This window comes from Brasilonema angustatum, assembly GCF_059505445.1.
In genome coordinates, this window is the sequence record NZ_JCACKO010000159.1 from 1 (window position 1) to 13586 (window position 13586).

Below are 13586 nucleotides of genomic sequence, written 5' to 3' on the forward strand. Positions count from 1 at the left end.
GCCTTTTACAAGTCCCCATTTTACTCTAACAAGGACTTTTGCAAGAGGTCTATTGAACAAGAAGATGCCAAACTCGGTAAAATCAGAATTCGGCTCTGGAGAAAAGCGCCCCCTCAGGGGCTAGCGGAACCGGAGGTTCTCCCTGAAGGGTATAGGGGTATAGAAGCATAGGGGTGTAGGGGAAATGTATTTACGCTTGGAATAGAGAAAATGTATTTCTTCTCTTCTCTCTTTTCTTGGCGTTCTTGGCGACGCCAGTCGCCTCTGTCGGGAAACCCTCTCCGAAGTTGCCACAACGCGGGGAACCCGCGCAAGGCACTTCTCTGTGCAGCGCTGGCTCGTCTTGACGGTTCGATATTTTTACAACTCAAATAGGATTGCTATATTCCCTTACACCCAGCCTACGGCGACCTACGGTCCACTCCGTTAACGCTGCGCTAACACACCCTTACACCTTTGATTGGCACTGCAAGATCACAATCAGTGTATACCTAAAATAAATAAAGTTAAATTAATATCATTAAATTTTATCCGGAAGAGTATTGAGTGTATAAGAATAATATACTTAAGTGCATTGCTGCGGTGTTATTAGTATTTTTTCGGGACTTCAGACAGGGTTAAAGTATCTATCACTTGGTTTAGGGTAAAACTTAAATTGCCTTAAGAGTATCAAAACTGTGCCATTAACTAATGGGTTCACCAACGTTGATGTTAATATCAAACAATTTGGTACTTGAGCACATTAGATAAATGTATACCAAGGTTTAGCTCGAAAGCGTGCAACTACGGAAAACCACAACTTAGAGAAGTTACTAAGGCTATGCTGAAGTCAGACAAATATCCTCACCCGTTGTCACAAGCCTACACAGCCCAGTTAAATGAAGAAGGTGGATTGAATCTTGGTCAAGTTGGAGCTACTCTGCGCCGCCGTGCATTATTAATTGCTGGTGTAACAGGCGTAGTAGCGACAGCAGCGGTTTTGAAGGCGGAAACAGATCCTCCAGTGTATCAAGGTCGATTTGAGATTTTAACAAAACCTGTGACTGGTGAGGGTCGGGCAGTAGCCAATATCCCTCAAAGCCTGAGTTCTCAACAAGGAATAGCATCTCCTGAGTCAGTAGAAGCAGTTACGACGACGATGCAAGTTTTAGAAAGTCGTAAAATGTTAGACAAAGTTGTCGAAGAGCTTCAGGATAAGTATAAAACTAAATATCCAAATCTGGATTACGACTCAATAGTTGGCGGCTTACAAATAGCATCCGGAAAACCAAACATCTTAGAAGTCACATACACATCTCCAGACAAAGAGCTAGTTCGCGATGTCTTAACTAAACTTCAAAAAACTTATGTGGAGTATAGTGTTAACGAGCGTCTAGACGATGTTAATCAGGCAATTAGCTTTGTTAGACAGCAAGAACAGCCTTTAGAGAATCGGGTTAGAGCCTGGCAAGAAAGACAGCGAATCATTCGACAAAGGCATGACTTGGTTGAACCAGCACAGAAAGCTCAAGAAATTTCTCAACAAATTGCTACTTTAACGCAACAGCAAGCAGAAAATCGCGTACAGCTAGAACAAATGCTAGCTACCTATGAAGATTTGAAACGGGAGTTAGCCCAACAGCCAGGTGAAAGGGCTGGAAATTCGGTGCTGAGCGAAAACGCTCGCTACCAAAAAATATTGGATCAAATCCAAACAGTAGACATTGAGATAAAAAAAACAGGAGCAAAATTCACAAATGAAAACCCCAGTTTGCAATATTTACAGGGGCAGAAAGCAAATCTGCTGCCAATGCTAGCTGGCGAAGAAAACCGGGTGAAAAGAGATTATGAAAGTCGTATCCGAGCCTTGCAAGCACGTGATAAATCTTTGGGAGACAAAATTGCTTATTTCAATAATTACCTCAGAAATTTAGCAGTTGTGATCCGTGAATACGATGATATTCAGCGGAACTTAAAGATTGCCACTGAAGGTCTGACTCAATTTTCAGCTAAAAAACAAGCATTGCAGATTGAGCAAGCTTTGAGGTCGCCCTCCTGGAAGTTACTCGATCCCAAACTAGAGGAAGTCAATGAACCAAAAACTGGCCCAGGCAGTGCCAAACGAAACTTAGCTTTGGGGACACTGTTAGGTTTGCTGTTGGGTACAGGTGCAGCTTTAGTTGCAGATAAGCTTAGTAACGTTCTATACTCTTCCAAAGACCTCAAGGAATCGACTGGATTACCGCTATTAGGAGTCGTTCCTTTAAGGAAAGAAATAGGAGCACTAGCTTGGCAAGAAACATCTGGTGGAATGCAACAAGCAGCCAAAGCATCCTTTTTTGAAGTTTTTCGCTCTCTTTACACCAACATTCTTCTTCTAAGCTCAGATACACCGATTCGTTCACTCGTCATCAGTTCGGCGGCAAAGGAAGATGGTAAGACGACTGTAGCAATACACCTAGCGCTCGCAGCCGCAGCAATGGGGCAGCGAGTACTACTGGTAGATGCAAATCTACGCTCTCCCACAATCCATAATCGTGTCGGTCTGATGAATATTCAGGGATTAACCGATGTCATTGCACAAGATCTAGACTGGAACAATGTGATTGAGCGATCGCCCTTAGAAGACAACCTGTTTGTTCTCAGTGCTGGTCCAATTCCGCCTGACTCAATTAGATTGCTCGCATCTCAGAAAATGCAGGATTTAATGAGTGAGTTACAAGCCTCTTTTGATTTGGTAATTTACGACACGCCACCTTTAGTGGGTTTTGCAGATGCTAACCTACTGGCTGCTAATACCAATGGACTGATACTAGTCGCAGGATTAGGAAAGCTAAAACGTACCATATTCCAGCAAGCTTTAGACGATCTGCAAATGTCTGGCACACCAATTTTAGGAGTGATAGCTAATAAGTCCAAAGATACCATGCCTGCCTCATACAGCTATTACCAACAGTATTACAAGCAAAGCATGAGTAGTGAAAGAATTGGAGATGATGATAGTATTGACTTCACTCATTCCAGGTCTAGTTCATCTTCTTTTAGAAACGGTAGAAGAAACTCATAAAGCCTCGTGGGATGTGTGAAAACTCAGGATGTTGTGTCTGACTCGGTCAAACACAACGGTTTTTTGCCGATGAGAAAAAACAAGGCGCGGCGGACGGAATTTGACTCGCAAACAGAGTACCGGATTTATGCCTGTAGCGCCTCCGCGCTTTAGGTACGCCAGTTCTCAAAGCGCGGGAAATTTTTCTGTTCCGACTGGCTTAACTTTGTTCAAAATTCTTTGTTTGCCGTTACATAACACCTGCCCAAAGCTACCCATTGCTGGAAATTTTTAGCTTGGGCTTGGTTTATTTCCTGCTTCATTCTGATAGTGTCGGCACTATCCAGTCCACAGGCTAACCTCGCCTAACTGGCGATTTTGGACACGCCACATGCTTCAAGCCGGGAGACCGGGACGCCAGGTACTTAGGTCGGGAGACCCTCATCAAGTACTGCCTCTCCAACGCAGTGGCTCAAATTGATTGCTGCGTTCAGATCACGGTCAATGACAAAACCGCAGTGATCCTGCGGGTTCGCAGTCGCCACAACGGGACGCCACATGCTACAAGTCGGCACAGCCGCCCAACGCAGTGGCTCGGGAACCCCAACGCTCTTATCCTGCGACGGGAAACCCGTCTATGTCCTGCGGACACGCTTTGCTATCAGCACTGGCTCCACAAGGCGCTGCGAACCACACTTCAAACACTCGCTCTTTTAGGTGAAGTGTTTCTTTGTTGGTTCCACAGTTTGAACAAGTCTTGGAACTAGGAAACCAACGCTCAACCACGACAAGTTTAGAACCGTGCAACTCGCACTTGTAGGTTAACTGGCGACGAAATTCATAAAATCCCATCTCAGCAATCGCTTTAGCTAGTTTGTGGTTAGCCAACATACCGGTTCAGAAAAACCATAAGCTTGGTGCTTTACCGTATGGTAGTGAACCTCTGGATACTAAACCAATAAGCTTTAAAGGTCGAAGAGGACAGCTAGAAAAACTTAAAGCTGTCCCCAATTGGCAAGAACAGCTTAGAGATTTTGTTGATCAACAAAATCTGTGATCTACCCAAAAATGAGTAGTAATGGGTAGCAATGTCGCAGAAAATAAGTTACAGTATCTAACCCCACCCTCTGGCAGATACTATAAAGCAGCGGTTGAACTGAAGCCTCCTGGTGCGACAATATAATCATGCCGATAGAATCCAACTCCAACTCATCCGAGTCTGGTAAACCAGAACCTGTTCTTGAAGACAACTCACAACCAGATGATTTCGAGGACGTAGGTGAAAATGGCTTTGTACCAGATGAACTCGCTACTCAACAAGCCCTTTCCGCAGTTTCTGCTCTCCAATCTCCGCGCAATACAGCAGTTTTTCAACAAGCACGTTCCATCTTGCAAGGGCGCACTCAACCTCTAACAGTGAAACCTAGGGCTTTGTTGTTTATCTTTGTGGCGATCGCCATCACCTTTCTCGGAATTGCCATTAATAACTGGTTGATTGGTATGTTGGGAACACTTCTAGCTTTGCTGATCTCATTAGCTGTGCTGTTACCAGCAGTCATAAATGGAATACGAAATTGGTTCTCGGCTGAAGAACGGGCCCTGTTTATTGCTTTTTTAGGACTTGTAGCAAGTCTGATTGGCTTCGTGAAGTTCAGCGGGTTGGGCGATCGCATCTTAGCTGTTGGACGCCGAATCAACTGGGAAGCCTCTGGAACACTGGCGGAATGGTTTGGCGCTTTAGGACAAATTCTCATCGCCATTATTGCTGTCTATGTTGCTTGGCGACAGTACGTTATTTCCAAAGACTTGACGATTCAGCAAAACCTGCTGACTGTTCAACAAAATATTATTACTCAGCAACAGACAATTGATTCTTATTTCCAAGGTGTTTCTGATTTAGTATTGGATGAAGAAGGATTGTTAGAAGATTGGCCCCAAGAGAGGATGATTGCTGAAGGACGCACAGCAGCAATTTTGAGTAGTGTGGATGGTAGTGGTAAAGCGAAAATTCTCCGTTTTCTCTCGCGTTCCAAATTGCTGACACCTCTAAAGCGCGATCGCCACCTTGGTCGAGCTATTCTTGATGGTAATGGTGGTTATGCAGAAGATCGAAAGGCGGGTTTGCGTGTCATCGATTTAGGGGTGATGCTTGCTGGGGCTGATCTTGGTGGTACTGATTTGCGTTGGACTGATCTTTCGGAAGCAAATCTTGTCCGCGCTGATCTCACTGGCTGTGACTTAGTAAAAGCCAACCTCTCGCGGACTATATTATATGAAGCAAAACTTGATGGTGCAGATTTGAACGGAATTCGCTTATTTTATGGTGTTGCTGAAACCGCCTCACCCCGCAGCCGCACTGAACCGCCCGATTATCAAACTGGCGAACACACAGGGGCTGTTGTAGAAAATGTTAATTTCACTGATGTCCAGCGAATGTCTGAGGCTGCGCGTTACTATTGCTGCGCTTGGGGAGGCGAAAAAACCAGAGGTACTATCCCCGGTGGTTGCGAAGAAATTCCTAATAAGTTGGGTAGATAATTACAAGTAACAAGCAAAACCTTTGGATAGAGACATCAAAAATTTCGATCAAGTTTCCTGTAAGAAATGTCAATACTTTAAAAATAATCCTTATCTCAAATGTGCGATACATCCTACGACTGCTTTAACTGAAGAAGCTATCAATTGCTCTGATTACTCTCCTAACACCATGTCCGCCTAATTAGTTATAATTTGGTGCATCTGTGCCTAAACCTGAAAACTCTTTCTCCGGTGCTCTCTACCCCCTGCTCCCCAAGAGCCTTAATGATAAGTCTTTAACCGGACACGATATAACAAGGGACATCATTGAAAACCCCAGCAATCTCACTCAAAACGAGTGGTGCTGCAGGCATACCCTATTGCCTGCAAGCAACAATCTCAACCTTCAATAAACTTCATTCCCACACCATTCATACAGTAGCGATTTCCTGTCGGGGCAGAACCGTCATCAAACACATGACCCAGATGTCCACCACAGCGACGACAATGTACTTCAACGCGAGTCATAGAAAATGACTCGTCTACGGTTGTGGCGATCGCCCCTTCAATGGGTGCGTAAAAACTGGGCCAGCCTGTGCCGCTGTTGAATTTGGTTTTAGATGAAAAAAGTGGTAAGTTGCAGGCAGCACACACATAAGTTCCCTTTGCATATTGCTTATCGAGAGGGCTGGTGTGAGCCATTTCAGTCCCATGTTCCCGCAGGACAGAAAACTGTTCCGGCGTTAAAATTTTGCGCCACTCTTGTTCGGTTTTGGTGATTTCAAACCCATTCTTTACAATTGCTATAAATTGTGACCTTCCTGAGAAATAATGTGATAACCATCCTGTGCCCAGCATTGCTGCGCCAGCTTGTAAAAAATACCGTTTTTTCATAATTTCAGTTGCTGCTAACCACTCGCTGAATAACTAGCATGAGCGATGTCTGACGACAAGCCGCTCCGCGTCTACGTTCTGAATTAGTCCTGATAGAATCATTAAAATTCGCTAAGAAGCATTGACATAAATACATCAACTTCTGTCATTGTCTACTTTCTCTCAATAGACTTCGTGGCAGTTGTAGGGAATAGGGAACGCTTAACAGAACCTCGTAAAATCTCACTTTTGCAAGAGATCAAACATTTCATTCGCTCAAGCAATAAGTGTCATTCAACTTTTTTTTGCATCCAAAATCACCTTATACCAATTCTATGTGAGGCTGCACATTATTTCGACCCCTGCAAACCTCCCCAAACCTGCGGGGAGGGCAGTTAACGGCGATGCGGTTATTTCTATGCATCTTCATATGAAAATGGTATTAATTGTTTCTATTCGAGAGCGTTCTAGGACTACGCTTGTCATACCAAAAGTCGTCTTGGCGGTATGCGCCAAGAGCGTTAGTTTTCAACCTGATTATTCTCTTAACTTCTGTGCGATAGCTAGCCCCTAAGGGGGCGCTGCGCAAACGCTGCTGCCTTCGGCAGATCGCTTTATGCTTGTGTAGTAGAGTCAGATTGATTCAAGACAGAACGAGCATTCAATGACAGCATCACCCGTGAAATACCAGTGGAGAGAACACTGATACCGACCAATGTCCCAATCACCCAGGCAGCATTGAAAGGCCATTGGAACCAAATCATTGCACCCAAGACTAAGGTAACGATACCATTACCTAGTGCCCAAGTCCAGTTTTGTTGTGGACGCAGTTGGAATGCCAAAATAAGCTCAAATACACCTTCTGTCAGCAAAAAGCTAGCCAACAATAAAGTCAGTGTGAGAACTCCTGTCAAAGGATAAACAAATAGCATCACGCCTGTTGCGACGTAGAGAATACTAAGTAAGATTTTCCAAACAAAGCCTCCCTGATTGCGGGTTTGAAATGCATAACCTAGCTTTGCTGCGCCCGAAGAAATGAGAATTAAAGCAATCCAAGTTTCAGCGAAGATTGTAGAGACAGAAGGTAAAGCGACTGCAACAATTCCTAAAACAGTCACAAGAATGCCAATTAAGAGCGACTTATTAATCTCTTTTTTGATATCACCCGAAATGTTAGTTGTCATAAAAATTTTTTCCTTATAGTTAATAGAACTATACAGTTTAGGCTATAAAATTTCTCAAGGATTTTGTAGACCCCTAAGATATATGCCCAACGAGGTTCTACCACGCAGCCTCACCCCGGCGCTGACTCCTTTTGACGTCGAGCACAGCCAAGACGTCAAAGCTGAGCGAAGTCGTTCGCGTAGTGTGTCCGGAGGACATAGCTTTGACTTTTGACTTACATTGAAGCGGCACTAGCCATATTTCTAGGATAATATCTCCCCATTCTTCTGATGTCATCTATATGGAAAAAACGGCACGATCGCAACATAAGGAAAAGTTACTCCTGTTTTATCCATCAAGAAGTAGAGGAAAAAAATGTCTTCACCTAATGCCTTACTGGCTTTGTCCAACAATATAGCTGACATTGTAGAGCAAGTTGGTGGTGCTGTTGTTGCCGTGAACGCTGGTAGGCGTATTTCTCCTAGTGCTATTCACTGGCGCAAAGGAATTATCGTCACTTCTGATGAGTCACTCCGCCGCTATGACGAAATCACAGTTACTCTATCAAATGGTAGTACTCTACCCATCACACTCATAGGACGTGACTCTACCACTGATATCGCTGTTTTCAAGGTAGAAAACGCAGAAATCCCGGTGGCGAACATAGGCGACGCCAAAACACTAAAAGTTGGTCATCTGGTACTGGGGCTAGGAAGAAGTAGCGAAGGTGACATTCGAGCAGCTATAGGTGCAGTGAGTGTTGTCAGTGGTGCTTGGCGGAGTATGAACGGCGGTAATATAGACCAGTTCATCCGTCCAGACATCACACTTTATCCTGGTTTTGCTGGTGGACCACTTGTAGATGCTGCAGCTTCAGTGGTAGGAATGAACACATCGGGACGACGCGGTACTGCTCTGACTATCCCAGCTTCTACAGTTAATCGGGTGATTGACCAACTTTTGGCAAAAGGACATATTGCACGCGGTTACCTGGGTTTAGGAATGCAACCCGTACGTTTACCAAACAACCTGAGAACAGCACTCAATTTAACTTCTGTTGGTGGAGTGATTGTTGTTAATGTAGAGCCAAATGCACCTGCTGACAAGGCTGGTGTGTTGATTGGGGATGTGTTGGTCAGTTTTGATGGTACTCCAGTAGATGATACAGGTGATGTGTTGGCATTTTTGAATAGTGGCGATCGCGTTGGCAAAACTGTCAAAGTGCAAGTCATCCGAGGTGGCGCGTTAGTTGAGTTAGCAATAGCAATTGGCGAAAGATCCGCAAGCGAAGAGTGATACCAATTCAAAATTCACCCATTCAAAATTGAAAAGTAAAACATGAATCTCACAACAATCACACGCTTGACTGATGAATTCGCATCGGTGGCTGACAATCTACGCAAAGTGACTGTGAAAGTGCGTAGTAGTTCTTTTGGAAGTGGTTCTGGTGTTATCTGGCAAACCACAGAGGGAAGTAGTTTAATTATTACAAATGCCCATGTCGCTACCAACAACAGAGCAACTGTGGAACTCTGGGATGGACGAGTTTTTGAGGCTGTACGTACTAATATAGACCCAACAAAGGATTTAGCTGCTCTCAAAATTGACGCGACTGATTTACCCACTGCAACTATCGGTCATTCTGATGCTTTACGAGTAGGTGAATTGGTCTTAGCAGTTGGTAATCCTTTTGGTGATAGCGGTGCTGTCACAACCGGGATTATTCACGCCAATCATCAGCGTGTAGTTATGGCTGATATTGTGCTGTTTCCTGGTAATTCTGGTGGTCCACTTGCTGACAGTCTTGGGCGAGTCATCGGAATTAACACCATGATTGTCAACAATTTGGCTGTAGCAATACCAAGCCTTACTGTAGAACATTTTTTGCATGGAAATCGTCAAAAGCTTGGTGTGACGCTGCAACCTGTGCTGGTGAATCCAACCAACAAACGCAATTTGGGTTTATTGGTGTTGTCGGTGAATTCTGGAAGTGCTGCTGAAGCTGCTGGTGTGCTTGTTGGTGATGTCCTTATTGGAGTTTCCGGAAAATTGTTTACCAGTCCTCATGATTTAAGCAACTATCTTGAAAACACTAACAACAGCGAACCACTACCGTTACAAATTCTGCGCGGCGGACGGCAATTAGTTTGTCAGGTGGCGGAGGTGGTATGATTCGTGTGTTTGTAGTTGCTGCTTCCCCTGTGGTGCGAGCTGGGTTATCAGCTGTCGTGGCGACGAGTTCTAAACTCACAGTCGTAGGTACTGCATCAGATTTGGATGCATTGACAAGGGAATTTGAGCAACTACAACCCGATGTGCTGCTGTTGGATGTGAGTGGTCAGTTTCAAGAATTAGTCTGGGAAAAATTGCTCTCTTCACAACAGCAGCAATACTCTGCAATTGTTGTTCTAACTGATGAACTCGATAGTCTAGACTTGGAAGCAGCGCTACGTGCTGGTGTACGCAGCATATTGCCAAGTAGCAGTACAGAGTCGGAAATTGTCGCGGCTGTTGAGGCGATCGCCCTCGGACTTGTTGTGCTGCACTCTGATACTATCGAGTTTCTGCTTCCTTTAAAAGAGTCGAGTGTGCGGGACAAACAGACGACAAATCCTGTGCAAGCACTGACACCACGAGAAATAGAAGTTTTGCAGATGCTTGGTTCTGGATTGAGTAATAAGGCGATCGCCAAACGTCTCAATATCTCTGAGCATACTGTTAAGTTTCATGTCTCATCTATTTTTCAAAAGCTGAGTGTCTCTACACGTACAGAGGCAGTGACTGTTGGTGTGAGGCTGGGTTTAATCATGTTGTGACAAGTCCTCACTCATTTTCGCTTAGTTTCTTCGGCTTTTTGGCTGTTAATCCCCAATTATGTCTGTCTAATGGGGGATTTTCATATATATATGGTTAACATAAGGTTATACATACACCAAAAATTGGTTAACGCAAGGTTATAAATACATCGGTTTTCACTTGTTTAGAGTTCATTTTTGAAAGTTGTAGTTGAGGAGTGCCATAGCCCCCAAAATCGGAGATAAAGTGTTGATTTTACGTCCAGCATATGTGGCTGGACGAGTTGGAAAAGTCTGTGCCAAAGAAATATTATCAGGCGATTATCCTACTGAACGCTGGCTGATTCGGGTGGATTCAGAAGACATTGTTGTATCTTTGAATTCAAAAGAATTTGAGGTCGTCAACGATGATTTTGAAATATCTTAGGTGATGTCTGATCAACCGTTGCCAATTCCTAATTCTTTTTTGCTGCGTTTAAGCTGTTTCCAAAGTTCATCAATCTTTTGATAAGCTTCTTGTGGTGCTAGTTTCCCTGATGTTTCTAAACTACTGATGTAGCCAACCTTCTGGGAAAATTCTTGGAGATTGGCGTTAAACACGAGATTTTCTGGCTTGATTTGACCGTAGTAGCGAGCGCGAGGGTAGAGAAGTTTTTCTTTGTCTGTTCGATCAGAATGTTCCATGAGTCTACCTCCTATTCATAATTTACTTTAATAGTATTTAATTTAAATTTAACCACTGTAATTTTTATTACAATTGAGTCAGTTTTATTGACATATTCTCTTCCGAATTTTATATTATACCAACAAAGTTAGTTAAACAGAGCGAAATTAGAGCTGGTTGCCTTGATTAATCTATGCGCTAGATTGATTTTTGCTTCACAAGTTTTTTCAACAATTCCATCAAATATGTGTTTTTTACAGCGGTTTTCATATGAATAGACCACAAATCGTAGGGTGGGCATTGCTCACAAAAGCCTACGTGATAGACATTTGAGATATTGGTGAGCAATGCCCACCTTACAGAAAACCGCTGTAACGTGAACTTCATCCTTAAGTACGATAAATCGAGCTAAAAACCGTATTTAATGAAGGTTCTTAAAACTATAACATGACAGTGTCAAACACAATCCAGCTATCTTTAGCTTGTTCTCACTTAAGACGGTGGAGGGTAAGTAGATGCTTGGGTATTGGATTTTGGTGCTTGAAAACCTTACTAGGTCTACGTTTTAGAAAATACCTAAATTTCTGAATTAACCTGCGGAATATAAGTAAAGTTCTGGGCAAAAAATTTGCTCACACTGAATTATTTATTGTTATTTTTAATATTATTTTAACCTAAACTTAATTTACAGCAAATCTTTCAAATTGCCGTAGGTTACAGCACTATGGTCAAAACCAACGATCCCACCATTGTTTTGCTGCTGCTTTTCGGTGGTGTGATGTTACTTTTATATGGAGTGCGGCTAGTCACAGATGCTATGGAACGGGCTTTGGGGGCACGTTTGCGCCTTGCGATGATGACGCTTGCTGAGCGCCCCTTTGCAGCTTTTGTGACGGGTGTTATAACAACTGTGCTTACTCAAAGTTCTTCAGCAACTGCCTCTGTGCTCGTTGGATTGGTGAGTACTCAGTTAGTGCCGTTAGCAGCGGCAGCAATCATGCTACAGGGAGCTGCGGTTGGTTCTACATTGGTTGTGCAACTGCTGGCGTTTCATATCACTGACTACGCCTTAGAACTCTTAGGACTGGGTGCGGCAGTAGCCATATTCACTGACCGCAGCACAGCCTTACGTCCAATAGGTAGGGGGATTTTCAGCTTTGGACTCGTGTTGGTAGGGTTGGCGATGATTGATGCAAGTAGTGCTCCCATCACCGCTAGTCCTATTACCAAAGCAGTTCTTGAGACGCTTTCTAGTTCACCTGTGATATTGACATTGACAGGCACAATTCTTGCGATCGTTTTTGTCTCAAGCACAGCCACTATTGGTCTAGTGTTGGTGCTAGCAGCAGGTGGGGCACTACCACTGTCTGCTGCACTGGCGATGACACTAGGTGCCAATGTAGGGACGACAATTGCACCATTGTTAACAGCCTTGAATCGAGGCAGTATCACTGGGCGTAGACTGGCGTTCATATATGTAGGTACTAGACTACTAGGGGCTACCCTAGCGCTGTTTGCGCTCAATCCGTTGACAGCACTACTGCATAGCCTGCCACTTTCAATTGCCGCTGTCATTTCGCTTTTCCACCTGGGATTTAACCTCCTGCTGGCACTTCTGTTCGCTCCACTGGTCAATCAGATAGCACAGCTAGCGACTACGCTATTACCTGAACCAACTAGTACCCAGAAGTCAGGGGCACGTTACCTTGACTCCGCTGCTTTGTCTGTTCCTGCTGTGGCACTCGGGCAAGCAATGCGTGAAATCCTCAGGATGGCTGATTTGGCAGCACAGATGTTGCAGTTGAGCATCCACGCTTTTGAAGATGCGGGCAAAGACATACCCAAACGCATTGCCCAGTTAGATGATCATCTCGACGAGATAGAAATAGCAATTAAGCGCTACTTAACACAGCTTGATACAAATTTAATGACTCAGGAACAGGCACGTCGGGAGATTGTATTACTTTATATTTGCACTGACTTAGAAGCTATTGGCGATATCATTGACAAGCAACTCATGCGACTCGTTAAGCGACAGCGTCGCAAACAAATTGCTTTTTCCAACGAAGAGTGGAATGACCTAGCAACTTATCATGGTGAAACAATGTCGCTCCTGCAACAAGCACTAGCAGGGCTGGCGTCCTTCGACTCAATGGTTGCTAATGATGTTTTATCCCGTAGAACATCACTGACTCAAACTAAGCGTGAACTTCATCTACAACATCTCTACCGCTTGCGTTCTGGGGCTGCATCTAGTTTAGATGCGTCCGCCATCCATCTCGAAGTCGTCAACGCTATCAGTAGTGTCATCTCACACACTTGCAGTATCGCCCGTGCTGTCATCGGAGAGTTCTAGATTTTGACCAAAAGTAGGGGTGTAGGGGTGTAGGGGTGTAGGGGTCAGGCTCCCACAAATCATAGATGTTGATGGTTCTAACTGCTAGTGGTCTCAAGCCCCTACTAACTCATTAATTCCCCCTACACACGCCAGATACCTACGGAGGGAAACCCTCCTTCAGTACTGGCTCCCCTATTCCCTTACCCCCTT

11 protein-coding genes are annotated in these 13586 nt (G+C 44.2%); 7 read left to right on the forward strand and 4 right to left on the reverse strand.

Going from position 1 to position 13586, the window contains the following annotated elements; all coding sequences use genetic code 11:
- The first annotated feature begins 820 nt into the window (after window positions 1-820).
- A complete protein-coding gene (locus AC5JM2_RS35615; protein WP_495840899.1) occupies window positions 821-3046 on the forward strand; it encodes a GumC family protein in 2226 nt (741 codons plus the stop codon).
- A gap of 591 nt (window positions 3047-3637) precedes the next feature.
- Here the strand turns inward: AC5JM2_RS35615 and AC5JM2_RS35620 are convergent.
- The gene (locus tag AC5JM2_RS35620) at window positions 3638-3916 is read right to left on the reverse strand and encodes a zinc ribbon domain-containing protein (protein ID WP_495840901.1); all 279 of its coding nucleotides are present in this window, start codon (window positions 3914-3916) and stop codon (window positions 3638-3640) included.
- A gap of 294 nt (window positions 3917-4210) precedes the next feature.
- On the opposite strand from AC5JM2_RS35620, the gene AC5JM2_RS35625 reads away from it, so the two are divergent.
- Entirely contained in the window at window positions 4211-5563 is a 1353-nt protein-coding gene (locus AC5JM2_RS35625) for a pentapeptide repeat-containing protein (RefSeq protein ID WP_495840903.1), read from the forward strand.
- A 378-nt stretch (window positions 5564-5941) separates the two neighbouring features.
- Here AC5JM2_RS35625 and msrB read toward each other — a convergent pair whose 3' ends face one another.
- On the reverse strand, window positions 5942-6436 hold the full coding sequence (gene msrB, locus AC5JM2_RS35630) for a peptide-methionine (R)-S-oxide reductase MsrB (protein ID WP_495840905.1): 495 nt from the start codon (window positions 6434-6436) through the stop codon (window positions 5942-5944).
- Between the two features lie 593 nt (window positions 6437-7029).
- Complete coding sequence (locus AC5JM2_RS35635) at window positions 7030-7599, reverse strand: HdeD family acid-resistance protein (protein ID WP_495840907.1); 570 nt, start codon at window positions 7597-7599, stop codon at window positions 7030-7032.
- 355 nt (window positions 7600-7954) lie between these two features.
- Here AC5JM2_RS35635 and AC5JM2_RS35640 point away from each other — a divergent pair, with 355 nt between their 5' ends.
- The 4 genes from AC5JM2_RS35640 (at window position 7955) to AC5JM2_RS35655 (ending at window position 10801) form a co-directional block, all read left to right on the forward strand.
- On the forward strand, window positions 7955-8875 hold the full coding sequence (locus AC5JM2_RS35640; protein ID WP_495840909.1) for a S1C family serine protease: 921 nt from the start codon (window positions 7955-7957) through the stop codon (window positions 8873-8875).
- A 42-nt stretch (window positions 8876-8917) separates the two neighbouring features.
- A complete protein-coding gene (locus AC5JM2_RS35645) occupies window positions 8918-9751 on the forward strand; it encodes a S1C family serine protease (protein WP_495840911.1) in 834 nt (277 codons plus the stop codon).
- Complete coding sequence (locus tag AC5JM2_RS35650; protein WP_495840912.1) at window positions 9748-10395, forward strand: response regulator transcription factor; 648 nt, start codon at window positions 9748-9750, stop codon at window positions 10393-10395. The genes AC5JM2_RS35645 and AC5JM2_RS35650 overlap by 4 nt, the downstream gene beginning before the upstream one ends.
- 226 nt (window positions 10396-10621) lie before the next feature.
- Window positions 10622-10801, forward strand: coding sequence for a hypothetical protein (locus AC5JM2_RS35655; protein ID WP_495840914.1), 180 nt, complete (start codon window positions 10622-10624; stop codon window positions 10799-10801).
- A gap of 11 nt (window positions 10802-10812) precedes the next feature.
- Here the strand turns inward: AC5JM2_RS35655 and AC5JM2_RS35660 are convergent, their stop codons facing one another.
- On the reverse strand, window positions 10813-11058 hold the full coding sequence (locus AC5JM2_RS35660) for a DUF7219 family protein (protein WP_495840916.1): 246 nt from the start codon (window positions 11056-11058) through the stop codon (window positions 10813-10815).
- 704 nt (window positions 11059-11762) lie between these two features.
- Here AC5JM2_RS35660 and AC5JM2_RS35665 point away from each other — a divergent pair.
- A complete protein-coding gene (locus AC5JM2_RS35665) occupies window positions 11763-13394 on the forward strand; it encodes a Na/Pi cotransporter family protein (RefSeq protein WP_495840918.1) in 1632 nt (543 codons plus the stop codon).
- The last annotated feature ends 192 nt before the right edge of the window (window positions 13395-13586 follow it).

Coding starts and splice junctions, on each gene's coding strand:
- AC5JM2_RS35615 (WP_495840899.1), top strand. CDS start 821: ATGCTGAAGTCAGACAAATATCCTCACCCGTTGTCACAAGCCTACACA.
- AC5JM2_RS35620 (WP_495840901.1), bottom strand. CDS start 3,916: ATGTTGGCTAACCACAAACTAGCTAAAGCGATTGCTGAGATGGGATTT.
- AC5JM2_RS35625 (WP_495840903.1), top strand. CDS start 4,211: ATGCCGATAGAATCCAACTCCAACTCATCCGAGTCTGGTAAACCAGAA.
- msrB (WP_495840905.1), bottom strand. CDS start 6,436: ATGAAAAAACGGTATTTTTTACAAGCTGGCGCAGCAATGCTGGGCACA.
- AC5JM2_RS35635 (WP_495840907.1), bottom strand. CDS start 7,599: ATGACAACTAACATTTCGGGTGATATCAAAAAAGAGATTAATAAGTCG.
- AC5JM2_RS35640 (WP_495840909.1), top strand. CDS start 7,955: ATGTCTTCACCTAATGCCTTACTGGCTTTGTCCAACAATATAGCTGAC.
- AC5JM2_RS35645 (WP_495840911.1), top strand. CDS start 8,918: ATGAATCTCACAACAATCACACGCTTGACTGATGAATTCGCATCGGTG.
- AC5JM2_RS35650 (WP_495840912.1), top strand. CDS start 9,748: ATGATTCGTGTGTTTGTAGTTGCTGCTTCCCCTGTGGTGCGAGCTGGG.
- AC5JM2_RS35660 (WP_495840916.1), bottom strand. CDS start 11,058: ATGGAACATTCTGATCGAACAGACAAAGAAAAACTTCTCTACCCTCGC.
- AC5JM2_RS35665 (WP_495840918.1), top strand. CDS start 11,763: ATGGTCAAAACCAACGATCCCACCATTGTTTTGCTGCTGCTTTTCGGT.